This window comes from Halomonas sp. H33-56, from assembly GCF_040147035.1.
Taxonomy (GTDB): Bacteria; Pseudomonadota; Gammaproteobacteria; order Pseudomonadales; family Halomonadaceae; genus Halomonas; species Halomonas litopenaei.
The window spans coordinates 550,854-575,261 of sequence record NZ_JAMSHP010000001.1 but is presented as its reverse complement, the minus strand read 5'-3'; the positions used below and the strand labels follow the sequence as shown (position 1 = coordinate 575,261).

The 24,408-nt window shown below is 66.2% G+C and carries 21 protein-coding genes; 8 read left to right on the top strand and 13 right to left on the bottom strand.

The features are described 5' to 3' along the window. Positions 1-133: 133 nt before the first annotated feature. Complete coding sequence (locus NFH98_RS02620) at positions 134-1,171, top strand: SPFH domain-containing protein (protein WP_045991301.1); 1,038 nt, start codon at positions 134-136, stop codon at positions 1,169-1,171. 175 nt (positions 1,172-1,346) lie between these two features. Here the strand turns inward: NFH98_RS02620 and rpoH are convergent, their stop codons facing one another. The 4 genes from rpoH to ftsY form a co-directional block, all read right to left on the bottom strand. Beyond that, positions 1,347-2,213 carry an RNA polymerase sigma factor RpoH gene (gene rpoH / locus NFH98_RS02615; protein ID WP_045991302.1) on the bottom strand — a complete coding sequence of 289 codons (867 nt, stop codon included), beginning with the start codon at positions 2,211-2,213 and terminating at the stop codon, positions 1,347-1,349. A 130-nt stretch (positions 2,214-2,343) separates the two neighbouring features. Beyond that, positions 2,344-3,387: a permease-like cell division protein FtsX gene (gene ftsX / locus NFH98_RS02610; RefSeq protein ID WP_045991303.1), complete on the bottom strand. Its 1,044-nt coding sequence runs from the start codon at positions 3,385-3,387 to the stop codon at positions 2,344-2,346. Beyond that, positions 3,384-4,052: a cell division ATP-binding protein FtsE gene (ftsE, locus tag NFH98_RS02605; RefSeq protein WP_045991304.1), complete on the bottom strand. Its 669-nt coding sequence runs from the start codon at positions 4,050-4,052 to the stop codon at positions 3,384-3,386. The genes ftsX and ftsE overlap by 4 nt, the downstream gene beginning before the upstream one ends. Further along, positions 4,049-5,596, bottom strand: coding sequence for a signal recognition particle-docking protein FtsY (ftsY, locus tag NFH98_RS02600; RefSeq protein ID WP_349622176.1), 1,548 nt, complete (start codon positions 5,594-5,596; stop codon positions 4,049-4,051). The genes ftsE and ftsY overlap by 4 nt, the downstream gene beginning before the upstream one ends. A 171-nt stretch (positions 5,597-5,767) precedes the next feature. On the opposite strand from ftsY, the gene rsmD reads away from it, so the two are divergent. Both rsmD and zapB read left to right on the top strand, forming a co-directional pair. Next, the gene (gene rsmD / locus NFH98_RS02595; RefSeq protein ID WP_108131214.1) at positions 5,768-6,442 is read left to right on the top strand and encodes a 16S rRNA (guanine(966)-N(2))-methyltransferase RsmD; all 675 of its coding nucleotides are present in this window, start codon (positions 5,768-5,770) and stop codon (positions 6,440-6,442) included. 164 nt (positions 6,443-6,606) lie between these two features. Then, on the top strand, positions 6,607-6,828 hold the full coding sequence (gene zapB / locus NFH98_RS02590; protein WP_045991307.1) for a cell division protein ZapB: 222 nt from the start codon (positions 6,607-6,609) through the stop codon (positions 6,826-6,828). A gap of 136 nt (positions 6,829-6,964) precedes the next feature. Here the strand turns inward: zapB and NFH98_RS02585 are convergent, their stop codons facing one another. The 7 genes from NFH98_RS02585 to prfB all read right to left on the bottom strand — a co-directional run bounded on the left by NFH98_RS02585 (position 6,965) and on the right by prfB (position 13,819). After that, positions 6,965-7,546 (bottom strand): GNAT family N-acetyltransferase, encoded by a 582-nt coding sequence (locus tag NFH98_RS02585; protein ID WP_349622175.1) that lies wholly within the window; start codon positions 7,544-7,546, stop codon positions 6,965-6,967. Further along, a complete protein-coding gene (locus tag NFH98_RS02580; RefSeq protein ID WP_349622174.1) occupies positions 7,518-8,459 on the bottom strand; it encodes a hypothetical protein in 942 nt (313 codons plus the stop codon). Before NFH98_RS02580 ends, NFH98_RS02585 begins: the two co-directional genes overlap by 29 nt. Then, positions 8,456-8,767: a BolA family protein gene (locus NFH98_RS02575; RefSeq protein WP_349622173.1), complete on the bottom strand. Its 312-nt coding sequence runs from the start codon at positions 8,765-8,767 to the stop codon at positions 8,456-8,458. Before NFH98_RS02575 ends, NFH98_RS02580 begins: the two co-directional genes overlap by 4 nt. A 72-nt stretch (positions 8,768-8,839) precedes the next feature. Beyond that, positions 8,840-10,306 carry an MFS transporter gene (locus NFH98_RS02570; RefSeq protein ID WP_108131212.1) on the bottom strand — a complete coding sequence of 489 codons (1,467 nt, stop codon included), beginning with the start codon at positions 10,304-10,306 and terminating at the stop codon, positions 8,840-8,842. A 163-nt stretch (positions 10,307-10,469) separates the two neighbouring features. After that, on the bottom strand, positions 10,470-10,856 hold the full coding sequence (locus NFH98_RS02565) for a hypothetical protein (RefSeq protein ID WP_045991311.1): 387 nt from the start codon (positions 10,854-10,856) through the stop codon (positions 10,470-10,472). A gap of 184 nt (positions 10,857-11,040) precedes the next feature. Beyond that, complete coding sequence (lysS, locus tag NFH98_RS02560; protein ID WP_213230511.1) at positions 11,041-12,570, bottom strand: lysine--tRNA ligase; 1,530 nt, start codon at positions 12,568-12,570, stop codon at positions 11,041-11,043. A 150-nt stretch (positions 12,571-12,720) separates the two neighbouring features. After that, positions 12,721-13,819, bottom strand: a protein-coding gene (prfB, locus tag NFH98_RS02555; protein ID WP_197037043.1) for a peptide chain release factor 2 whose coding sequence is annotated in 2 segments (ribosomal slippage) — positions 12,721-13,743 and positions 13,745-13,819 — 1,098 coding nt in all. Because the reading frame shifts where the segments join, the coding sequence is not laid out codon by codon here. Positions 13,820-14,205: 386 nt separating this feature from the next. On the opposite strand from prfB, the gene NFH98_RS02550 reads away from it, so the two are divergent. The 5 genes from NFH98_RS02550 to NFH98_RS02530 all read left to right on the top strand — a co-directional run bounded on the left by NFH98_RS02550 (position 14,206) and on the right by NFH98_RS02530 (position 21,147). Then, complete coding sequence (locus NFH98_RS02550; RefSeq protein WP_349622172.1) at positions 14,206-15,837, top strand: peptide ABC transporter substrate-binding protein; 1,632 nt, start codon at positions 14,206-14,208, stop codon at positions 15,835-15,837. A 145-nt stretch (positions 15,838-15,982) separates the two neighbouring features. Next, entirely contained in the window at positions 15,983-17,596 is a 1,614-nt protein-coding gene (locus NFH98_RS02545; RefSeq protein WP_249743017.1) for a peptide ABC transporter substrate-binding protein, read from the top strand. 75 nt (positions 17,597-17,671) lie between these two features. After that, positions 17,672-18,598, top strand: coding sequence for an oligopeptide ABC transporter permease OppB (oppB, locus tag NFH98_RS02540; RefSeq protein WP_045991315.1), 927 nt, complete (start codon positions 17,672-17,674; stop codon positions 18,596-18,598). Positions 18,599-18,607: 9 nt separating this feature from the next. Continuing rightward, complete coding sequence (locus tag NFH98_RS02535; protein ID WP_045991316.1) at positions 18,608-19,492, top strand: ABC transporter permease; 885 nt, start codon at positions 18,608-18,610, stop codon at positions 19,490-19,492. A 20-nt stretch (positions 19,493-19,512) separates the two neighbouring features. Beyond that, on the top strand, positions 19,513-21,147 hold the full coding sequence (locus tag NFH98_RS02530; RefSeq protein WP_348827548.1) for an ABC transporter ATP-binding protein: 1,635 nt from the start codon (positions 19,513-19,515) through the stop codon (positions 21,145-21,147). A gap of 104 nt (positions 21,148-21,251) precedes the next feature. Here the strand turns inward: NFH98_RS02530 and NFH98_RS02525 are convergent, their stop codons facing one another. Next, positions 21,252-22,286: an MBL fold metallo-hydrolase gene (locus tag NFH98_RS02525; protein WP_348827547.1), complete on the bottom strand. Its 1,035-nt coding sequence runs from the start codon at positions 22,284-22,286 to the stop codon at positions 21,252-21,254. A 47-nt stretch (positions 22,287-22,333) separates the two neighbouring features. Further along, the gene (locus NFH98_RS02520; RefSeq protein ID WP_348827546.1) at positions 22,334-24,268 is read right to left on the bottom strand and encodes a TonB-dependent receptor domain-containing protein; all 1,935 of its coding nucleotides are present in this window, start codon (positions 24,266-24,268) and stop codon (positions 22,334-22,336) included. Positions 24,269-24,408: the final 140 nt, after the last annotated feature.

Below are 24,408 nucleotides of genomic sequence, written 5' to 3'. Positions count from 1 at the left end.
GGTCATGCGCTCGTTCGGGCAGCGGCCGCCAGACGCTATCGCCACTCGCCCGCCCATTGCCTAAGCTGGCTTTCGGCGGCGGGATGCCGTCGGTCGCCCTGGGCGACACTCTCGATACCAAGGAGGTACCTGCATGTTGCCGTATGCCATAAACCCGGGGCTATTGATTGCCCTGGTGGTGGTCGTCATCGCCGTAATCATGGTGATCAAGGGACTGGTGATCGTTCAGGAGTCCGAGGTGATGGTGATCGAGCGCCTCGGCGCCTACCACCGCACGCTGCAGAAGGGCATCAACTTCATCGTTCCGTTCTTCGACAAGCCAAGACCAATCAAGATGGTGCGCTACCTGCGCAAGGGCCAGGAGTTCACCCCGGTGCTGAGTCAGGAGACCCGCATCGACCTGCGCGAGTCGGTCATGGACTTCCCGTCCCAGCCGGTGGTCACCACCGACAACGTGACGGTGCGCATCGACGGCGCCATCTACTTTCAGATCATCGATCCGGCCAACGCCGTCTACAAGATCGAGAACATGAGTCAGGCGGTGGAGGTACTGGCCAAGACGACGCTGCGCTCGGTGGTCGGCCAGATGGAGCTGGACAAGATCTTCGAGTCCCGCGCCGAGGTCAACGCCAAGATCAAGGAACAGATGGAGGAACCTGCCTCCAAGTGGGGGGTGGCGATCAATCGCATCGAGGTGCAGGACATCGAGATGCCGACGGAGGTCAAGGAGGCCATGCACCTGCAGATGTCCGCCGAACGTCGCCGTCGAGCCACCGTCACCGAGGCCGAGGGCGAAAAGGCCGCGGCCATCGCCAAGGCCCAGGGCCAGAAGGAGTCAGCGATCCTCAACGCCCAGGGCGACAAGGAATCCGCCATTCTGCGTGCCCAGGGCGAAAGTCGCTCCATCGAGCTGGTACTGGGTGCCATGGGCGAAGGCGAGAAGAGCACCAGGGCGGTCATCGGCTATCTGCTCGGCCAGTCCTATATCTCGATGCTGCCGGAGATGGCCAAGCAGGGAGAGCGTGTGTTCGTGCCCTACGAGAGCTCGGCCCTGCTCGGCGCCATGGGCGCCTTTCGCGATCTCAGCGCCGGTGACGAGGCGCTGGGCGACATTGCCCGCCGCGCAGCCGCCGCTGGCGGCCTGACGGGTGCTGCCAGCGCCCAGGGCTAGGCGCTGGTACCAGGGCGTGTAGCGACTGGTATAGCGGCTGGTATAGCGGCTCAGGCAACCACCCTACAGCCCTTGTGGCAGTCGCCCTGGTACAAGCTCAGCCACAACTGAAAACGCCCGAACCGTGAGGTTCGGGCGTTTTCGTCCTGCCAGCGGCTGGCGCAATCGATGGCGGTCAGGCCGCCATGCTATCACCCAGACGTTCGCGGATCTTCTTCATGGCGTTCTTCTCGAGCTGACGAATGCGCTCGGCGGACACACCATAGACATCGGCCAGTTCATGCAGGGTCGCCTTGTTTTCGGCGAGCCAGCGCTGGCTCAGGATATCCCGCGAGCGCTCGTCGAGCTCGGCCAGCGCGCCCTGGAGGCGGCGGGTGGCGTCCTGCTCCCAGTCGCTGTCCTCGAGCTGGGTCGCCGGGTCCTGGCTGGCGTCGTCCAGATAGTGAACCGGTGCCTGATAGGCCGAATCCTCGTCCTCGGACGGTGAAGCATCGAAGCCGGCATCATGGGAGGCCAGACGACCTTCCATCTCGCGCACCACCTCGGGCTTGACGTCCAGGTCCTTGGCGATGGCGTCGACCTCGTCGCTGTTCAACCAGGCCAGGCGCTTCTTGGCGCCGCGCAGGTTGAAGAACAGCTTGCGCTGGGCCTTGGTGGTGGCGATCTTGACGATGCGCCAGTTGCGCAGCACGAACTCGTGGATCTCGGCCTTGATCCAGTGCACCGCGAAAGACACCAGGCGTACACCCTGGGTCGGGTCGAAACGCTTGACGGCCTTCATCAGGCCGACGTTGCCTTCCTGAATCAGGTCAGCCTGGGGAAGTCCATAGCCGGAATAGCTGCGTGCGATGTGCACGACAAAACGCAGATGGGACATGACCAGACGGCGGGCGGCTTCCAGATCGCCTTCCTGCTGAAGGCGATGGGCCAGGTCCTGCTCTTCATCCACCGTCAGCAGCGGAATGCGATTGACGGCCTGAATATAGCCGTTTAGGTCGTGCCCCGGTGAAAGATGACCCACCGGCAGAAGACTGTTGCTCATGTGCAGGTTGTCTCCTCGAAGACCAACAAGATTTCGGATGCACCTTGGAGGATAAAAATAGGAAGAAGTTCCCCTTTGGTCGTAGACATCCGACGAAACCGTACAAGAAACGGGTGATTACCTGTTGCCGCTAGCGTGGCTTGATGCCCGCCAGATGGCGGCTGACGGCGATCCAGGCTCCCAACCAGCCCAATAGTGTACTACAAGTCAGCAATGTTGTAGAGCCGACGAGGCCCAAGGTCGGTAGCTGATAGTGCGCGCCGTAGCTGGCCGCCAGCGATGCCACCGGCGCCGCCAGCCAGTCGCTGCCCAGGGTCAGAAGCCCCCACGCCAGCAGTCCGCCGCCCAGGCCATACCAGGCGCCGCTGTACAGAAAGGGTCGGCGTACAAAGGCATGGGTGGCGCCGATCAGGGTCACCACCTCGATCTCCTTGCGCCGGTTCTCCACCGCCAGGCGGATGGTGTTGCCCACCACCAGCAGCACGCCCAGACCAAACAGCACTCCCAGTGCCAGGGTCAGGCGACGACCCAGCTCAGCCAGTTGCCGCAAACGCTCGATCCAGGCCAGGTCGAGGCGCACCTCGGCCACCCCGGACATCGCCGACAGGCGCTCGGACAGCGCCGCCATGGCCTCCGGGGACGGCGTCGTCGGCGAGATCACCACCGCGGCGGGCAGCGGATTCTCGTCGAGCCGCGCCAGGGCATCATCGAGCCCCAGGGATTGCTGGAATTCCGCCATGCCCTGCTCGGCGGTGATCAATTCGGTGGCGGCGACCTCCGACTGAGCCTCCAGCGCTTCCAGGATGCGACCGGTCTCGGACTCGCTCACCCCCTTGTCGAGGTAGGCCGTCAGGGTGGCGCTGGCGTCCAGCTCGGCGTCCACCAGCTTGGCGCTGTCCAGTGACAGCCACAGGGCGCTGGGCAGCACCAGGGCGATGGCGATGGCGAGCATGGTCAAGAGGCTACCCACCGGCTGGCGCACCAGCCGGCGCAGGCTGTCCACACACATGGCGCGATGGTGGCGCAGCCAGGCTTGCCACTGCCCCTGTGCGCGCACCGTCTGCTGACGCGCACCGCGAGGTGACGTCGAGGCCTCCTGGCGGCCGCCCGTACGTGCGGCGGCCGAGGCGCCCCTGGGCGTCGCCGCGCCCTTGCGCGAATGGCGAGCGCTCATGCGGCCTCCTCGTCGGCCACCAGGCGCCCCTCGCTCAGGCGCAGGGTGCGGTGACGCAGCCTGGCGATCAACGCCAGATCGTGACTGGCGATCATCACCGTGGTGCCGATGCGATGAAAGTCCTCGAACAGCCCCATGATATCGGCGGACAACTGAGGGTCGAGATTACCGGTAGGCTCATCGGCCAGCAGCAGGGCGGGCTTGTTGACCACCGCCCGGGCGATGCCCACGCGCTGCTGCTCGCCGCCGGAAAGTTCGATGGGAAGCGCCTTTTCGCGGTGCAGCAGGCCGACCTTGTCGAGTGCGGCGCGGACCCGCCGCGCGATATCCCGCGGCGCCAGGCCGCGGATCTCCAGCGGCAACGCCACATTGTGATAGATCGAGCGGTCGAACAGCAGCTGGTGGTCCTGGAAGACCACCCCGATCTGACGCCGGTAGAACGGCAACTGGCTGGGATGCAGCTTGTCGATATCGTGACCGGCGACCATCACCCGTCCGCGACTGGGTCGCTCCAGGCGCATGATCAGCCGAAGCAGCGAACTCTTGCCGGCACCGGAATGGCCGGTGAGAAACACCATCTCGCCCCGCGAGACGCGAAAATCGATATTGGAGAGCGCCTCGAAGCGCCCTCCATAGCGCTTGCCGACGTGCTCGAAGGCGATCATTCGTCGGCGTCACTCGGGCGACGATCGAACAGGGCGTCGACGAAGTCCTCGGCCTTGAACGGCCGCAGGTCATCCAGACTCTCACCCACCCCGATAAAGCGGATCGGCGTCTTCAGCTGCTTGGCCAGGGCGAAGATCACGCCCCCCTTGGCGGTACCGTCGAGCTTGGTCAGGGTGATCCCGCTGACCGGAACCGCCTCGTTGAAGGTGGCCGCCTGGGACAAGGCGTTCTGGCCGGTACCGGCGTCGAGCACCAGCATCACCTCGTGAGGCGCCTGCGCATCGAGCTTGCCCATCACCCGATGGACCTTCTTGAGCTCTTCCATCAGGTGACTCTTGTTGTGCAGGCGACCAGCGGTATCGGCGATCAAGACGTCGACGCCACGGGCACGGGCCGCCGCCACGGCGTCATAGATCACCGAGGCGCTGTCGGCGCCGGTGTGCTGAGCCACCACCGGCACGCTGTTGCGCTCGCCCCACACCTTGAGCTGCTCTACCGCAGCCGCGCGGAAGGTATCCCCCGCCGCCAGCATCACGCTCTTGCCCTCGCGCTGGAAGCGCTGGGTCAGCTTGCCGATGGTGGTGGTCTTGCCGACGCCGTTGACGCCCACCACCAGGATGACGAAGGGCCCACCGTCGGCGGTCTCGAGGCTCAGGGGCTGGCTGACCTCGCCGAGCATGGCGGCCAGCTCCTGCTGCAGCGCACGATACAGCGCCTCCGGGTCCTTCAGCTCCTTGCGCGAGACGCGATCGGTCAGCGCCTCGATGATTTCGCTGGTGGCCTCGATACCGACGTCGGCCATCAGCAGCTGGGTCTCGATGTCCTCGATCAGCTCGTCATCGATCTGCTTGGCACCCATGAACAGGTCGGCCAGGCCGTCGCTCAGGTTGGCCCGAGTCTTGCCAAGGCCCTCGCGCATGCGCGCAAACCAGCCCTTCTTCTCGCCACCCTTGCCACCCTGCACCGGCGCTCTGGGCTTTTCCTGCAGGGCCGGGCCGGTGGGACGGCTGGGCTCGATCACCTCGGCGTGCTCGCGCTGGCCGGTGCCAGCGTCGGGAGCTGGCGGACTTGCAGGCTCGGGCACCTCCGCCTCGGCCAACTTGTGCGCCGAGGCCGGCGATTCATCTTCGGCGGGCTCGCCAGCCGGCTGGGGGGCGGCAGGCGGCGCCTGGTCGGCTTGCGACTCGCCGGACTTCTGCTCGACAGGCTCTTGCTTGACGGGCTCTTGCTTGTCGGGCTCAGGTTCAACGGGCGCCTGCTCGGCAGGGGTGGACGGCTCGGCAGGCGCTGGCGCTGCCGGCTCGACAGGCTCCGGCACCACCGCCTCGGCGGTCTCGGTCGGCTCGGGGCCAGATTCCCGGCCCTGCTGGGGCGGCTCGGCATCCGACGGTGAGCCTTGCGACAGCTCGTCGCCGAGGGGCTGTTCAGCCTCCCTGTCAGCCGCGCCTTCCGCCTCATCTGCAGACGACTGATCGACGACTTCCTGGCCCTTGGCGGGTTCTTCGCCCGTGTGCTTCTTCTTGCGCTTGAAAATACCGAACATGGATGACCTGACGCCTCAGCCGGTGAACGAACCGCCACATCCTACCACCCTGCCCGCTCGCTGTGGACACAGGACAGCCCCGAGGCGGCGACGCGACGCTGCCCACAGCCTGCCACAGAAGCGATGGCGAAGGCATGACGGCACCCTGCCATGGGGGTAGAATCGCCGCCCATGAGTCGACAACGTCCTTCAAGAAACCGTCCGCGCGGCGGCGCCGGAAAACCCCGCTCGGGCAAGAGTCCCTCGAGCGGTCGGCCGCCTGGCAAGCTGCGCATCATCGGTGGCGAACACCGCCGCCGCCAGCTACCGGTGCTCGACAAGCCCGGCCTGCGCCCGACCCCGGACCGAGTGCGCGAGACCCTATTCAACTGGCTCGGGGGCGAGCTGTACCGCGTTCGCGTGCTCGATCTGTTTGCCGGCACCGGAGCTCTGGGCCTGGAGGCGCTATCGCGCGGCGCCAGCGAGGCCCTGTTCGTCGAGCGCGATGCCCAGGTGGCCCAGGCGATCAGCGATAACCTGGCGACGCTGGCGATCGATCGCGCCCAGGTACGCCGCGCCGACGCCGCCGCGCTGCTGAAAGACGATACCGCCAGCCCCTTCGACCTGGTGTTTCTCGACCCGCCCTTTCGCCAGGGCCTTGCCGAGCCCTGCTGCCAGGCCCTGGAAGCCGGCTGGCTGGCGGATGAGGCCTGGATCTACGTGGAGGTCGAAAGCGGTCTGACTCCCGCCGTGCCCCCCACCTGGCAGCTACACCGAGAGGTCCGCGCCGGAGACAGCATGGGGCGGCTGTATCGCCGCAGCGAAAGCGACGCCGACTCGCTCAAGGACGCTGCGCCTGAGAGCTGAGCCAGCAGTACCCCAAGCACGCGACCGTCGTAATTCCTGAGCCGAATCAGCAAAGCAGCCCCGTCGCCGCCCGGCGACGCTTGTTCGCCGGCGGCGGCGGCGTTACGCTCGTTCCATCGGGGCGCGCGTCGCGCCTTCACCCCACGTCATGTCAGGAGACGAGGATGAGCACGGAACTCTTCAACCAACTCGAAAAGAAGGTCTCCAGCGCCCTTGAGGCTCTGGAATTGCTGAAACTGGAAGCCGAGGAGTTGCGCGAGGAAAACGCTCGCCTGAAGCAGGATCGCGAAGAGTGGGAACGTCGCCTGACCGCCATCCTGGGCCAGCTCGATGAAGTGGAAGGCGAAACGGGCAATACCGAACAGGCGCCCGCCCATAGCCTCTGACCTGCCTTGTGTGCCGGCAGTGTCGACTCGAACGGCTGATACGAACGACCGACACGAATGAAAAGGGCTCCCCATGGGGAGCCCTTTTGCATTGCGCGTACGATGAATGCACGGAAGCCGAGCGCTTCAGGCTGTTTCAGCCAAGCGCCAGCGACATCAGCAAGGCATCGACGCGCTCGCCGCCATCGGCCAGCGGCGGATAGTAGCCGCGACGCACACCGTCCTCGGCGAAGCCGGCGGCTCGGTAGCAGGCGATCGCCGCGCCGTTGTCGGCACGCACCTCCAGCAGCAGTCGCTCCGAGCCCCACTGGCGCGCTACCGCAATCAGGCTTGTCAGCAGCCGTGCGGCGAGCCCTTGGCGGCGAGCTTGCGGGGCCACCAGGATCGCTTCCAGCTCGGCCTCGAAGGGCTGGCGTGCCAGCAAGGCGTAGGCGTGAATAGCCCTCTGCCCCGTCATGCCCGCATCAAGGCCGCCTTCAACGCCGACATCACCCGCCGGACCCAGCCGATCGATCCCCAGCAGCAGGCGCTGGTCATCTTCCAGTGCCTGGGCCAACGCCTGATGGCTGGACAACGGCGCTGACGCCATCGCTTCCAGTCGCAGGAGGGCGTCAAGATCGGCGGCGCCGAGGACACGGACAGGACCGTAGCCGCCGCTATGCGGACAGCTCTGCTGGCCCGCTGTCGCCTCAAGCGCCATCGCTGTCGTCTCTGGCACCATCGCCTCCAGCACCATCACCTCGAGTGCCGTCGCTCCACTGTGCCTGCCACTCGCCGATCTGCGACCACAGCCGGCGCTTGGCCTCGGCACCGACGCCGTCACCGGCGAGCAGTTCGTCGAGCCCCGGGCCCTGCCACAACGGCAGCGCCAGGGTCTGGCTGCGCGGAGGCTGCGCGCTGTTGTCGGTGGTGTCAGACGGGTCCAGTGCTTGCATCAGCGCCTCCTGGCGGCCGAATACCAGCACTCGCTCCGGAGCCCAGCCACGACGTGCGCGACCGGCCACAAAGGCCTTCAGCCCCTGACGCGCCTCGTCCAACGGCCGCCTGACCGGCAAGCCTTCTTCCAGCGGCCAGGCAAGGGAGTCGAACACCGGTCGCTGCGACGGCCTGACCCCGGCGCCGGTCAGGATATTGAGCAGAAGCCGCTGGTGCAGGGGCCCCAGCGGTTCGTCACGGGCGACCAGCAAAAGCCAGCGACCGTCGAGACAGGCCACCTGGCAGCCGAAGCGCAGCGGCTCGGCGCCTTCCTCCGCCTCATCCTCTGCCGGCATGGCCGTGGGGGCCGTCGCTGCACCGTCGTCTGCATCGGGCACGATATCACCGAGCAGCGCCCTGGCCTTGCGCGGCCCGGCCGGCGCCTGGGGTGCAGGAGCCTGGACGGCAGAGGACGAATCAGCGACAGCGGCCTGCTCGGTCGCCCCGGGGGAAGTGTCGCCGCCGCCGGCCGAAGCGGGCATGTCATCGAGCAGCGCATGCAAGCCCTTGGCACCGGGCTGGGGCCGCTCCTCGGGTACCGGCTCGGGCCAGTCGCAGGCTTCGGTCTCGCGGGCGTTGGGCAGCTGATAGCGGGCCACCCAGGCGGTCAGCCCCATGGCATCCAGATAGGCGAGCCGTGTCGGCTCCGGCGTCACGAGCGTGAGCCGCCCATGCAGCTGGGCGAGTCCGGACGCGGTGCGCTGCGGCTATCCCATTCACCGGGGGTGTAAAGGTGCAGCGCCAGGGCGTGGACCGGGCCGGACAGTTCATCGGCCAGCAGCGAGTAGATCTGCTGGTGGCGCTTGACCGGCATCAGCCCGGAAAAGCGCTCGGAGACCAGGGTCACCTTGAAGTGGGTTTCCGAGTTCGGCGGCACGCTGTGCATGTGGCTCTCGTTCTCGACCACCAGTTCGGTGGGCTCCAGGGCCTTTAGCTTGTGTTCGATGGTCGCCTGAATACTCATGATGGGTACTCGCGTCTGTGACGGTTAATTTTGTACATACTGTGCCATTGTACGCCCTCGCCCAGCCGCTGACTAAGCCCGATCCGCGACCCGGTTCGGGGAGTCCTCGCCCACTCGTTCGGAGTAGCCGGCGCGCGCGGCCTTCTTCTGCTCCCGCGCCGCACGATACGCACGATGGGCCCGGGGGATACGCACCAGGCTGATCACCAGCGCCAGCAAGGTGGTGGCAGCGCCAACCCACAACGCCTGCTGAACGCCGGCGCCGGCGGCCAGGCACAGCCCGACCAGGGCCACCCCCAGCGACTGCCCCACCGTGCGGGTGGTACTCATCACCCCCGAGGCGTTGGCGCTGCGGGCCTTGGGTACGCTGGTCATCAGTTCACGGTTGTTGGGCGGCTGGAACAGGCCGAAGCCTGCGCCACACAGGGCGGTACGCCACAGGCTGTCGATCGCGCTGGCGTCCTGCGGCAGCGCTGCCAGGCTGACCAGCCCCAGCAACAGCATGACCAGGCCGACGCTCGCCACTACGCTCGGGTTGAAACGATCGGCCAGACGACCGGACAGCGGCCCGACCACCATGATGGTCAGCGGCCAGGGGGTAAACAACCAGGCGGTATGCAGCGCCGAGTAGCCCATCTGCTGCTGGTAGAGAAACGACAGCGCAACGAAGGTCAGCCCCTGTCCGATGAAGGCGGTGCCCTGGGCGGACACTGCCAGGCTGAAACGCGGTTCACGAAACAGCCCCAGCGGCAGCAGCGGATGGGGAGCCCGCCCCTGGCGACGGATAAAGGCCACCGCCGACACCACCGTCACCGCCAGCCAGGCCAGGATCTCGGCCAGCGGCGCGCGATGACCGACGGCGTCCATGCACATGAACAGTCCCGCCAGCATGGCCATGGAGGCCAGGGCGCCGAAGGCGTCGAAGTTGCCCTCGCGGCGTTCCTCCCTGGGCAGGGCTCGCCAGGCCATGACCGCGGCGGCGGCGCCCAGCGGCACGTTCAGGGCGAACAGCCACGGCCAGTTGGCCACCGACAGCACCAGACCACCGATCGACGGGCCGGCGGCGTAGCCCCCCGCCACCACCAGCGACGACAGGCCCAGGGCGCTGCCGAGCAGGCGCGAGGGAAAGATCGAGCGATACAGGCTCGGCCCGATCGACAGGGTGGCGGCGGCGCCGACGCCCTGCAGGGCACGAAACACCAGCAGGGTCTCGAAGTTGGGCGACAGCGCGCTGCCCAGCGCCGCCACTACGAACAGGGTGAGCCCTGCCACGTAGACCTTGCGCCGACTGAGCAACTCGCTGGCGGCGGCGAACACCAGCAGCATGGCCGCGCAGACCACCTGGAACAGGTTGGTGATCCACACCGCGCGGGCATCGGACACGCCCAGATCCCGCGCCATGGAGGGCAGCGCGATATTGATCATGGTGGTGTCCACCACCGCCATCAGGGTCCCCAGCACCAGGGCGATGACCGCCAGCCGTCGCTCCGGCCCGGGCAGGCCATCGTCGCCGTCACGGGTGGAGAACAGTCGACTCATCGGGGCAATTCCTGGTGTTGTCTAGGCGGGTGTTGTCTTGCATCGGGGTGGTCAGGCACAGGAAGTCATGCCGGCACGCAACGAGACCGGCCGTGGCCGGTCTCGTCGACACCTGCGGGGTACATCCGGCAGACACTGATCAGCGGCGGCAGGCCGCGCTGTTTCAGTCCTGCTCGAGGTCGGCCAGCAGTTCGTCGTCCACCTCGGAGATCTCAAGCGCAGCCTCGCCATCCAGGTCGATCGCCAGATAGCTGTGCTCGACCTGCAAGAAGCGCTGGAACAGCTCCCAGTTCAGGGCCTCGGGCCACTGCCGTTCGTCCTCTTCCCAGGCGCGCAGTTCGTTCTCGAGCACCTCGAGATAGCGCTCGCGAACGAAGGCTTCCAGCGCCTCGGGGGTGTCCATCTCCGGGATCAGGTAGACCGTGCTTTCCCGGTCGACGTCGGCGAGCGTGAGGTCGTCATCGCCCATGGTCGGTTCCAGGGCATTGATCCAGTCAACAAAGTGCTGGGTGGGTCTGACGCTCAGGGCGGAGCGGTTGAGCAGTTTCATCGCGGTCTCCTCGACGTCGAATCGCAGCCATTATGGGTGCTAAGGGCCTCGCTTGCCAGCAAAAGCCCGGCCCCGCCGACAATCCATCGGCCCGACCCCGCCGACCATCCATCGGCCCGGCCCCGCCGACAATCCATCGGTCCGACCACTGGGGACATTGTCCCCGGTGGCCAGGCCCAACGGCTCAGGCCTCGCCGGCTTCCGGGCGCATCGCCGGGAACAGCAGCACGTCGCGGATCGAGGGGCTGTCGGTGAACAGCATCACCAGGCGGTCGATGCCGATGCCCTCGCCGGCGGTGGGCGGCAGGCCTACCTCGAGCGCGCGCACGTAGTCGGCGTCGTAGTACATCGCCTCCAGGTCACCGGCGTCCTTCTCGGCCGCCTGGGCGCGGAAGCGCTCGGCCTGGTCCTCGGCGTCATTGAGCTCGGAGAAGCCGTTGGCGATCTCACGGCCACCGACGAAGAACTCGAAGCGGTCAGTAACGAAGGGATTGGCGTCGTTGCGCCGCGCCAGCGGGCTGACCTCGGCCGGATACTCGGTGATGAAGGTCGGCTGGTCCAGGCGCGCCTCGGCCACCTCCTCGAAGATCTCGGTCTGCAGCTTGCCGAGTCCCCAACCATCCTTGACCTTGATGCCGAGGCGCTCGGCCAGGGCACGGGCGGCGTCGAGCTCGTCGATGTCCGCAGCCTCGATGCCTTCGCCGTGAGCCAGGATCGCCTCGCGCAGGGTCATCCGCACGAACGGCTGGCCCAGATCGTAGGTCGCTCCCTGGTAGTTCAGGGTGGTGGTGCCGAGCACCTTCTGGGCGATCTCGCGCAGCATCGCCTCGGTCAGATCCATCAGCGCCTGGTAGTCCACGTAGGCCCAGTAGAACTCGACCATGGTGAACTCGGGGTTGTGGCGGGTGGACAGCCCTTCGTTGCGGAAGTTGCGGTTGATCTCGAAGACCCGCTCGAAGCCCCCCACCACCAGGCGCTTCAGGTAAAGCTCTGGCGCGATACGCAGGTACATGTCGATGTCCAGCGCATTGTGGTGGGTGATGAAGGGACGCGCCGTGGCGCCGCCGGGGATCGGCTGCAGCATCGGCGTTTCCACCTCCATGAAGCCGCGATCCTCGAAGAAGCGGCGCATGGCGCTGATGATGCCGGCACGGGTCTCGAACACCCGGCGCGAGTCCGGGTTCATGATCAGGTCGACATAGCGCTGGCGGTAACGCGCTTCCATGTCGGTGAGGCCGTGAAACTTGTCGGGCAGCGGGCGCAGGCTCTTGGTCAGGAGCTTGGCCTCGCGCATCATCACGTACAGGTCGCCCTTGCCGGACTTGTGCACCGGGCCCTGGCCGGCCACGATGTCGCCGATGTCCCAGCCCTTGATGTCCTCGAGCAGGGCAGGATCCAGCCCCTTCTTGTCGACGTAGAGCTGGATCTGGCCGCTGACGTCCTGGATCACGATAAAGGGACCGCGCTTGCGCATGATGCGCCCGGCGACCGCGGCCTCGCGGCCCAGCGACTCCAGCGCTTCCTTGTCATGCTCGCCAAGTTCCGCCTCGAGCTCGGCGGCCAGGCTGTCACGGCGAAAGTCGTTGGGGAAGGCGCTGCCGCCCTCGGCCTCGGCGCGCTCGCGACGAGCCGCCAGCTTGGCGCGGCGCTCCGCGATCAGGCGGTTCTCTTCGGCAACGGCGTCATTGGTGGAAGGCGTATCCTGGTTGGCCATGGCTACTCGTCTCTGTCACGGCAGGGAAGCCGCCACGGCGGTTCCCCGAACGGCCCCGGCACGGGACCCATGAATGGTGGTGGCGAAACGCCCCGAGGCCACTTGGCTCCCGGGGCGAGGTCGCGACGCGGTGGGCTTGGCGACGGTCGCTTAAAGCCCCTGCTTGAGGCTCGCGACGATGTACTGGTCAAGATCGCCGTCGAGCACCTTGTCGCAGTTGCTCGACTGCACGCCGGTGCGCAGGTCCTTGATGCGCTGGTCGTCCAGCACATAGGAACGGATCTGGCTGCCCCAGCCGATGTCGGCCTTGGAGTCCTCGGCCTCCTGCTTGGCGGCGTTGCGCTTCTGCATTTCCAGCTCCCACAGCTTCGCCTTCAACTGCTTCATGGCGAAGTCGCGGTTGGCGTGCTGGCTGCGCTGGCTCTGGCACGACACCACCACGCCGGACGGCTCGTGGGTGATCCGCACCGCCGAGTCGGTGGTGTTGACGTGCTGACCACCGGCGCCGCTGGAGCGGTAGGTGTCGACGCGCAGATCCGCCGGATTGATCTCGACCTCGAAGCTGTCGTCGATCTCCGGCGACAGGAACACCGAGGCAAAGGAGGTGTGGCGGCGGCCGCCGGAGTCGAACGGACTCTTGCGCACCAGACGATGCACCCCGGTCTCGGTGCGCAGCCAGCCGAAGGCGTACTCGCCCTGGACGTGCACCGTGGCCGACTTGATCCCGGCCACTTCACCGGCCGACAGCTCGATGATCTCGGCCTTGAAACCGTGGGACTCGGCCCAGCGCAGATACATGCGCAGCAGCATGTTGGCCCAGTCCTGGGCCTCGGTGCCGCCGGAGCCCGCCTGGATGTCGAGATAGGCGCTGTTCTCGTCCATCTCGCCGGAGAACATGCGCCGGAACTCGAGCTTCTCGAGGTTGGCCTGCATCGAGGCCAGTTCCTTCTCGACCTCGGCCACGGTGGCCTCATCGTCTTCCATCTCGGCCAGCTCCAGCAGGTCCCGGCTGTCGCCGAGGCCCTGGTCCAGCTCGTCGATGGTGGCGACCACCAGTTCCAGCGAGGCACGTTCCTTGCCGAGCTTCTGGGCGTAGTCCGGGTCGTTCCAGACCGCCGGGTCCTCGAGCTCGCGGGTGACTTCCTCTAGCCGATCTTTCTTTTCGGCATAGTCAAAGATACCCCCTCAGGACGTCTGTCCGCTCAGACAGGTCCTTGATGAGGTTGTGAATCGGGTTGGTTTCCAACATGAAGTTCGCCTTTTGTCGTCCCTCGCCGGGTGCCGGCGTGCGCTCGCGATGCGCCGGTGGCGATGGGCCAGTTGCGATGATCGTCGGCCAGGCCGCGATAAAGGGGATGCATTGTAGCCAAAACGTCTAACCCCGTCATCCTGCTCCTGCCATCGAGCCCCCTTGCCACAAGGGCTCCCACGGGGCTATCGACGAAACGCAAGACGTCATGAAAATTTTCGTCTGGACAGCACCGGAGCCACGGCGCGATGGTCATTGACGACTAAGCGGGCTTAGCCGGTGTCGCACGCCTTGTGCGGCCTTCCCACGATGGCCGTGGTCGCAGCGAACCGCGCTGCCAACGGCCCGGCCCGCGACAACAATGCCAACACGAACAAGGAACTGACATGATCGCGAACCGTGCTCGCTGGGCCCGCCGCCTGGCGCTGGCCTCCGGCCTGACCCTGTCCTCGCTGGCGGCCGCCATCAGCGCACCGGCCATGGCCGAGACCCTCGATCTTGGCGTCACCGGCGAACTCGCCTCCTTCGACACCTCCCAGATCTCCGGCGGCGTGTGGGAGTCCCAGATCCTGATGGACGTCTACGAGGGCCTGGTCAAGAACGCCCCGGACGGCGAGATCCTGCCCGGCATGGCCACCGACTGGGAGGTCTCCGCGGACGGCAAGACCTACACCTTCAGCCTGCGCGAGGATGCCCGCTGGTCCGACGGCGAGCCTGTCACCGCCGAGGACTTCGTGTTCGGCTGGCGCCACCTGCTGGACCCGGCCAACGCTTCCAAGTACGCCTACATGCTCTATCCGGTGGTCAACGCCAGGGAGGTCAACACCGGCGAGCTGCCCCTGGAGGAGCTTGGCGTGGAAAGCCGCGACGATGGCCGCACCTTCGTGGTCCAGCTGACTCAACCGACGCCCTACTTCCTGCAGCTGCTGACCCACTACACCGGCTACCCCCAGCCACAGCACACCTTCGAGGAGTACGGCCGGGACTACGTGGATCTCGACAACATCGTCACCAACGGTGCCTTCACCCCCACCGAGTGGATCTCCCAGTCGCGCATCACCGTGGTCAAGAATCCCGAGTACTACGAGGCCGACCAGGTGGCGCTGGACGGCGTGCGCTACCACACCATCGAGGATCGCAATGCCGGAGTCTCGCGCTTTCGCGCGGGCGAGCTGGACATCATGACCGAGTACTCCTCGAGCATGTACCCGCTGTTGAAGGAAGAGATCCCCGAGGCCACCCACATGGCCACCTACCTCGGCAGCTACTACTACGTGTTCAACCACCGCGACGGTCATCCCACCGCCGACCCCAGGGTGCGCGAGGCGCTCAACATGGCGGTGCGCCGCGACGTCATCGCTCAGCAGATCATGGGCGGCACCTTCCAGAAATCGCTGTCCTTCGTGCCTGACGGCATCGATCACTACGAGGTGCAGAACACCAGCTTCGAAGACGCCGACGGCAATGACATCACCGATGACATGAACGCCCGCATGGCCCGCGCCAAGCAATTGCTGGAAGAGGCCGGCTACAGCCAGGAGTCACCGCTCGAACTGCGCCTGCGCTACAACACCACCGACGAGCACAAGAAGATCGCGGTGGCGGTGTCGTCCATGTGGCGCCCGCTGGGTGTCGAGGTGGAGCTAGTCAATGCCGAGGCCACGGTGCACTACCAGACCATCGCCGAGGGAGACTTCGATGTGGCCCGGGCCGGCTGGATCGCCGACTACAACGACGCCGAGAACTTTCTGGCGCTGCTGCGTTCCGGCGTCGGCAACAACTACGGAGCCTACGCCAACGAGGAGTTCGACGCCCTCTACGACCAGGCCGCCGCCACCCTGGACCTGGATGAACGCAAGGCCGTCATGGAAAGCGCCGAGGCCCTGGCCATGGACGACGACGCCCTGATCCCGATGCTCTACTACGTCTCACGCAACCTGGTGAACCCGAAGATCAGCGGCTGGGAAGACAACATCGAGGACGATCACCCGTCTCGCTGGATCTCCTTCGACGAGTAGCAGCGCTGGGTTGGTAAATAGCAGCGTTGGGCTATCTTCAAGGACTCGCTTCAAGGACTCACTTCAACGACTCGCTGCGAGAACTCGCCTCCACCAGGAGGCGAGTCCCCTACCGACGCTCTGCCTACCCCACAAGGACTTCGCTATGGTCTCCATGGACGCCTTTCGTCCGCTGGCACTTGCCGGCCTGATGGCAACGACAAGCCTCGGACTCTGTCTGCCCGCTGCCGACGCCCAGGCCGCCACCCTGCAGGTCGGCAACGGCGCCGAGCCCAGCACCCTGGATCCGCAGAAGGTCAGCGGCAACTGGGAGAGCCGGATCACCCGCCAACTGTTCGATCGTCTGGTCAACTATGGCCCCGACGGCGCCCTGGTGCCGGGCCTGGCCGAATCCTGGGAGCTGTCCGACGACGGCCGGGTGATCACCTTCCGGCTGCGCGAGGCGCAGTGGTCCGACGGCGAGCCGATCACCGCCGATGACGCCGTCTTCGCCCTGCAACGTCTGGTGACGCCGGCCACCGCCAACCACAACGCCAACCTCTACTACCCCATCATCAACGCCCGGGCGATCAACACCGGGGAGGCCGAACCCGAGAGCCTCGGCGTCACCGCGCTGGATTCCCACACCCTGGAAATCCGGCTGTCCGAGCCCACCGCCTATTTTCTTCAGGCCATGGCGATGACCGAGGCCGCACCTCTGCCCCGCCACCTGCTCACCAGCGGCGTCGAGGACTGGACCCGGCCAGGCACCCTGGTGGCCAGCGGCCCCTTCGTGCTCGCCGACTGGAAGCCCCAGGACAAGGTCGAGGTGGAGCGCAACCCTCGCTACTACGCCGCTGACGAGGTGGCGCTGGAGGGTGTCGACTTCCACGCCATCGAGGATACCTCGGCGCTGATGAACCGTTTTCGCTCAGGCGAGCTCGACATCGCCTACGGCGCGGTGCCTTCCGCGCGCTTCGAGTGGGCCCAGGAAAACCTGAGCGAGTCGCTGCGCGTCGGGCCGCTGATCGGCAGCTACTTCTATATGCTCAACCTGCGCGAAGGCACGCCGCTCAGCGATGAGCGGGTGCGTGAGGCGCTGAATCTGGCGCTCGACCGCGAGGTGATCACCGAGCGCCTGCTGGGCATGGGCCAGACGCCGTCCTACTGGTTCGTGCCGCGCACCATCGCCTCGCCCACCTCGGCAAGCCTCGACTTCCATGACCAGGGCATGGACAGCCGCCGGGCCAGGGCCCGTGAGCTGCTGGATCAGGCCGGCTACGGGCCGGATCGACCGCTTGAACTTGAGCTGTCCTACAACACCCTGGAAGACCACAAGAAGATCGCCGTGGCCATCGCCGCCATGTGGCGCCCGCTGGGGGTGGAAATAGATCTGGTCAATCGCGAGGCGGCGGTGCACTTCGCCGGCCTGCGCCAGGGCGACTTCGAGATCGCCCGCTACGGCTTCGTGGCCACGGTCAACGACCCCTACGACTTCCTCAACGCCTACGCGGCGGGAGGCTCGGCGGCGGCCAGCACCGGCTACGCGGACCCCGAGTACGACGCCCTGGTCGAGGCCAGCACCCATGAGCTCGACGTGGACCGACGCGCCGCGCTGATGACCGAGGCCGAGCAGCGCCTGCTGGAAGCCGACGTGATGCTGCCGATCTACGACTACGTGGTCGTCAATCTGGTCTCTCCGGACGTCAAGGGCTGGCAGCCCACGACGCTCGACGTGCATCCGCTGCGCTACGTGTCCGTGGACGGCGACGCGCCCTGACGACCACTCGCCCCAACCCAATCGTGGGCGCGGCCAGGGACGGCCCGCCCTTCATGTCAACCGAGGAACGGCGCCATGCTGAGCTACACCTTGAAACGCCTGGCCCAGGCCATACCGACGATGCTGATCGTCATCACCATCGCCTTCTTTCTGATGCGCATCGCCCCCGGCGGGCCCTTCGACGGCGAGCGCGCCCTGCCGCCGGAGATCGAGGCCAACCTGATGGCCGCCTATCACCTGGACGAACCGCTGTGGCAGCAGTACTTCCGCTACCTGGGCAACCTGGTCCAGGGCGACTTCGGGCCTTCGTTCAAGTACAAGGACTTCACCGTCACCGAGCTGATCATGCAGGGCTTCCCGGTAAGCCTGCAGATCGGCGGCCTGGCGATCCTGCTGGCGCTGGCGATCGGCCTGCCGCTGGGCATCATCGCCGCACTCAAGCGCAATACCGCCGTGGACTACACGGTGATGGGCACGGCGCTGGCCGGCATCGCGGTGCCCAACTTCGTGGTGGCGCCGGTGCTGGCGCTGGTGTTCGGGGTGCTGCTCGGCTGGCTGCCGGCGGGGGGCTGGAACGACGGCGCCCTGCCCAACCTGATCCTGCCGGTGATCGCGCTATCGATTCAGCAGATCGCCTACATCGCGCGGATGATGCGCGCCAGCATGATCGAGGTGATGGGCAGCCACTATATTCGCACCGCCCGAGCCAAGGGACTGACCGAGGCCGAGGTGGTCTGGCGCCACGCCCTGCGCCCCGCCCTGCTGCCGGTGACCTCCTACCTGGGCCCGGCCATCGCCGGCATCATCACCGGCTCCGTGGTGATCGAGCAGATCTTCGGCATCCCCGGCATCGGCCGCTACTTCGTCCAGGGCGCGCTCAACCGCGACTACACCCTGGTGATGGGCACGGTGGTGTTCTACGGCGCCCTGATCGTGTTGATGAACCTGATCGTGGACCTGATCTACTCGGCCCTCGATCCCCAAATTCGCTATGACGACTGAGGCGACGCCATGAGTACCGATTCCCTCGCCCCGACCGCCGCCCCCGTCGGCGACAGCCTCGGCCGCGACGCCTGGCGCCGGCTGAGCCAGAACCGCGCGGCCATGGCCAGCCTGTGGCTGCTCGGCCTGATGACCCTGGCCTGCTTCATCGGTCCCTGGCTGACCCCCTGGGGGCTGGCCGACGTCGACTGGAACGCCTTCGACGTGGGCCCGACCCTGGAAGGCGGCCACTGGCTCGGCACCGACGCCAACGGCCGCGACCTGCTGACCCGCACCCTCTACGGCGGCCAGGTGTCGCTGTCGGTGGCACTGGTGGCGACCTTCGTCAGCCTGATCATCGGAGTGCTCTACGGCGCCGTGTCCGGCTATGTCGGCGGGCGCGTCGACAACCTGATGATGCGCTTCGTCGACATCATGTACTCGCTGCCGTTCATGTTCCTGGTGATCCTGCTGATGGTGGTGTTCGGCCGCAACATCTTCCTGATCTACGCCGCCATCGGCGCGGTGGAGTGGCTCGACATGGCGCGTATCGTGCGCGGCCAGACCCTGGCGCTCAAGCAGCGGGAGTTCGTCGAGGCGGCCCACGCCCTCGGCGTCAAGGACGGCAAGATCGTCACCCGCCACCTGATCCCCAACGCCATCGGCCCGGTGATCGTCTACGTCACCCTGACGGTGCCCAAGGTCATCCTGCTCGAGAGCTTCCTGTCGTTCCTCGGCCTCGGCGTGCAGGAGCCGCTGACCAGCTGGGGCGTGCTGATCTCCGAAGGTGCCGACATGATGCAGACCTCGCCCTGGATGCTGCTGGTGCCCTCGGTGTTCCTGGCGCTGACGCTGTTCTGCCTGAACTTCCTCGGCGACGGCCTCAGAGACGCCCTGGACCCCAAGACCCGCTGATCGACGCCGGAGACGCGACCATGACCGACACACAACCCAAGAACCCCCGTCGCCCCGCCCGCGAGGCGCTGCTCGAGATCGAGGGGCTCAGCGTCAGCTTCGAGCTGCCCCACGGCACCGTCCAGGCGGTCAAGGACGTCAGCTTTGCCATCAATCCCGGCGAGACCCTGGCGCTGGTGGGCGAATCCGGCTCCGGCAAATCGGTGACCTCCACCGCCGCCATGCGCCTGCTGCCGGAGCTCGCCCGGGCCGAGGGCGTCATCCGCTTCAAGGGCGAGGAACTGCTGGGTGCCACCGCCAAGCGCATGCGCCGGATTCGCGGTGGCAATATCGCCATGATCTTCCAGGAGCCGATGACCTCGCTCAATCCGCTGCACCGCATCGGCGACCAGATCAAGGAAGTGCTCGACCGCCACCAGAGCCTCAAGGGGCGCGCCGCCACCGCCAAGGCCATCGACCTGCTCGAGCAGGTCGGCATCCCCGAACCGGCAAGGCGAGTATCGAGCTACCCCCACGAGCTGTCCGGCGGCCAGCGCCAGCGGGTGATGATCGCGATGGCCCTGGCCGGCGAGCCGGAGATGCTGATCGCCGACGAGCCCACCACCGCGCTGGACGTCACCGTCCAGGCCCAGATCCTCGAGCTGCTCAAGGACCTGCAACGCCGCTACGGCATGGCGATCCTGTTCATCACCCACGACCTGACCATCGTCAAGCACTTCGCCGACCGGGTCTGCGTGATGCGCCACGGCGAGCTGGTCGAGCAGGGTGAGACCCAGGAGGTCTTCGCCAACCCGCGCCACGAGTACACCCGCATGCTGATCGACGCCGAGCCACGCGGGCGCAAGGCGCCGGTGGCCGACAGCGAGCCCATGGTGCTCGAGGCCAAGGACATGCGCGTACGCTTCGCCCTCAAGAAGCGCCTGTTCGGTCCCAGCGAGTACTTCGAGGCGGTGCGAGGCATCGACGTCAGCATCCGTCGCGGCCAGACGGTGGGCATCGTCGGCGAATCGGGCTCCGGCAAGTCGACCCTGGGCCGCGCCCTGCTGAGGCTGCTCAAGAGCCAGGGCGAGATCCGCTTCCACGACACCCGCCTCGACGTGCTGGACAAGACCGCCATGCGGCCGATCCGCTCGAAGCTGCAGGTGGTGTTCCAGGACCCCTACGGCTCGCTGTCGCCGCGGCTGACCGTTGGCGACATCATCGGCGAGGGGCTCAAGGTCCACGCCCCGCACCTGTCCCGCGCCGAGCGCGAGGCCCAGGTGATGGCGGCGCTCAAGGAGGTGTCGCTGGATCCTTCGATGCGCAATCGCTACCCCCACGAGTTCTCCGGCGGCCAGCGCCAGCGGATCGCCATCGCCCGGGCGCTGGTGCTCAAGCCGGAGTTCCTGCTGCTCGACGAACCCACCTCGGCGTTGGACCGCTCGGTGCAGGTCACCGTCATCGACCTGCTGCGTGACCTGCAACAGAAACACGGCCTGACCTACCTGTTCATCAGCCACGACCTGGCGGTGGTGCGGGCACTGGCCGACACCGTGCTGGTGATGAAGGACGGAGAGGTAGTGGAACAGGGCAGCGCCGAAGCGCTGTTCGCCGCGCCGAAGACCGAATACACCCGCAAGCTGCTGGCCGCCGCCATGCTCGATCAGGTGGCCTAGGCCAAGCGATCTACGGGCTCTACCTACGTAACGTAACAGGCGCTGCTTGAGCAGCGCCTGGTGTGCGAAGGCAGCGGCCGCTGCTTTGGCTCGTATGAACGTCTCTACTCTGTCGGATGTTCGCCTGCGTAGACACGCTCGGCCTGGGCCAGCGAACAGCTCATCAAGAGGTCCAGGGCACCCAGCGCCTGGTCGCTGACGAAGGGATGGGGATCGCCGGCTTGCCGCTGCTCCAACGCCTCGATCCGCGCCAGGGTGTTGTCGCGGGTGGGATGGTTGGACAGGAAGACGTCCACGCCCTGCTGTTCAGAGATCGTCTTCATTCGTGAGGCGGAGGCCGAGTACTCCCGCAATCGGGCCTCGTCCGGCCCGAAGTTGAAACCGGTACCGCCCCACAGCACCGCCCGATGGGTACTGTCGCCATCCTTCAGCGGAATCACCAGCGACAGCGTGCCGAGGGTATGGCCGGGGGTCACGTAGGCCTCGAGGGCGGTATCGCCAAGAGTCAGGGTGTCGCCGTCGGCGATGGTGATATCGCGCACTGGAGGCTCGCCCCAGCGGGGATTGTCGATGGCCAGCTCCGGCTGTTCGAGGGCGGTCCAGTCCGCATCGCTCATGACCACCTGGGCACCGTAGTTATCGACCAGGTACTGCTGACCACCGTAGTGATCACCGTGGGCGTGGGTCACCACCAGATAGGTGATGTCCTCGGGATCCAGGCCCAGATCCACCAGCCCCTGCTCGATAAACTTCTGCGCTTCCTCGTTGTTGTTGAGGGCATCGATCAGAATGATCCCCTCGTTGGTGGTCAGCGCCCAGCTGGCGACGCCGGGCGTGCCGACGTAGTAGAGATTGTCGAATACCTGGGTCGGCATCGGCTCGGCCGGGCCGCGCTGGCGCCGGTCATCGCGACTGGACTCACGACGCTCCCGCTCTGCCGCCTCGCCTTTCGGACGCTGGCCCGCCACCTTGAGCCTGGCCGACAGGTCACACAGGCTGGACAGCCCGGGGAAGGCCTGTCCGGCCGCCAGGCCCCGCTCAGCCAGCTGCTCGGCCAGCTGCTGGGGAGGTTCATCCACCGCCAGGGCGGTCTGACTCAGGGTGAGGCTTACCACGGCCCCTGCGATCATCGCTTTCATTGTCCTTCCTGTTCGCTGCTGTTCGTTTAGGTGGGTGGCTTGGCGCTTTAGAACTCCAGGTCGAGCCCGACCCAGTAGCGCCGTCCATCGTCCACATGACCGAAGTTATCGAACTCGATGTCCTTGTCGGTCAGATTGTAGATGCCGGAAAGCACACGGATCTGTCGTGTCGCCTGCCAGCTGAGCCCCGCGTCCCAGGTGGCGTAGGATGGGGCCCGGATGGAGGTGCTGCTGTTGCTTGAGAGGTTCACCGGCTGGCTTTCTTCGCCGCGGAAGGTAAAGCGCAGCCAGGGAGCGAGGGCCTCGGTGGCCTGCCAGTTGACGGTGGTGTTGAACAGGTGCCGAGGCACCTGGGTCAGCGGCTGACCCTCGTTGTCACCGCTCTTCTGTTCGGAATCGGTGTAGGTGTAGGAGGCCTGGGCCTGCCAACGTTCGCCGATCGGCATCTGGACACCAGCCTCGATGCCCTTGGTGATGGCGTCATCGATATTGACGTTGGTGCGGGCGTCCGGGTCGCCAGCGGCCGCATCACCGCAGTCGCGATCGCCACAGGCGATGGTGGAGATCTTGTCATCGAAGTCGTTGTAGAACATCGTCAGGCTGGCCTGAAGGCCGTTGGCGCCATCATGCACCAGCCCCATCTCGTAGCTACGGGACTCTTCCGCGTCCAGATCCGGGTTGCCGTAGATATCGCCGCCCCGGCTCTCCTGGACCCAGTCGCCGGACAGCTCGCGCAGGTTGGGCGCGCGGAACCCGGTGGACATACCGCCCTTCAGGGTCCAGTCGGGCAGCAGGCTCCAGACACCGTAGAGTCGCGGGCTGTAGTGCTCGCCGAAGAACTCGTGATCGTCCATGCGCAGCCCGGCGGTCAACGAGAAGCTGTCGGTCAGATACCACTCGTCTTCGAGAAACAGCGCGTACTGGTAGACGGTGATCTCGTCGGTGCCTGCCAGAGCGTTGGTGGCGGTGTCCTCGAGTTTCTCGTCCTCCCAGGTGCCCCCGAAGGTCACGAAGTGGTCGCCCAGCGGCAGTACCCAGCGTGAATCCGCCACCGTATTGCGAATTTCGATATCGCGACCGACGTTGTCGGTTTCCTCCAGCTGCACGTAGGAATCCGAGGTCAGCAACCCCCAGTTGCCCTGGTGGGACAGCGCAACGGTCTTGTGTCGATTTTCGGTCTCGGCGTCGCTCGAACGCTCGGGCAGCGAGAATCCGGCACGACTGGTGCGATCCTGCTCTCGTCGACTGACATCAAGCGAAAGTGAGTGATCGGGCGTAGCCTCCAGCGACAGCCGCGCGGCCAGGTTGGAAAACTCGCGCTTGGCATAGCCGCGCTCGATCTTGTCCTCCTGGCGATGCTGGTACTGACCGGTCAGCTGCAGCCCGAGGACGTCGTCGGCCAGCGGACCGGACACATACAGCTGATTGTTGAATTCGTTGCCGGAGTCACTGTCTTCCTGAATCGTCGCCTCGGTACGCAGTTGGGTGACCCAATCCTCCGCGACCTTGCGGGTGATGATGTTGATGACTCCACCGATGGCATCGGACCCGTACAGGGTCGACATGGGGCCGCGGATGACCTCGATACGCTCGATGGCGCTCAACGGTGGCAGCCAGTCCTTCTGGAAGCCGCCCCCGCCGCTCGGCTGGGATTCCCGCGAAGTCTGCCGGCGACCGTCTACCAGCCACAGGGTGTACTGCGCCGGCATGCCACGCAGGCTGACGTCTTCGCCATCGCCACCGCCGGTCACCACGACGCCGGGCACATCCTGTAGCGCATCGGTGATGTCCCGGTAGGCACGTTTTTCAAGCGATTCCCGGGTCACCACGCTGATCGAAGCCGGTGCCTCGGTCTGCGTCTGCTCATAGCCCGCAGCGGTAACGACGATATTGTCCAGGGCGAGATCCTGTTGCGCCTGAACAGACAGGGAAGCCGCCCCCAGGGGCAGAACAGACCAGCGAATCATCAAGCGAAGGGACATCCGGAGCACCAGGTTGTTGTATTGACCAAATACGATTGATTCGCAATGTTAACCAACCGGGATACGTCCAGACAGCGTTTAGCGATCAGAAAACCGGCAAACCGATGCAACGGGATGTTCGACAATAGTGGACTTCGCCG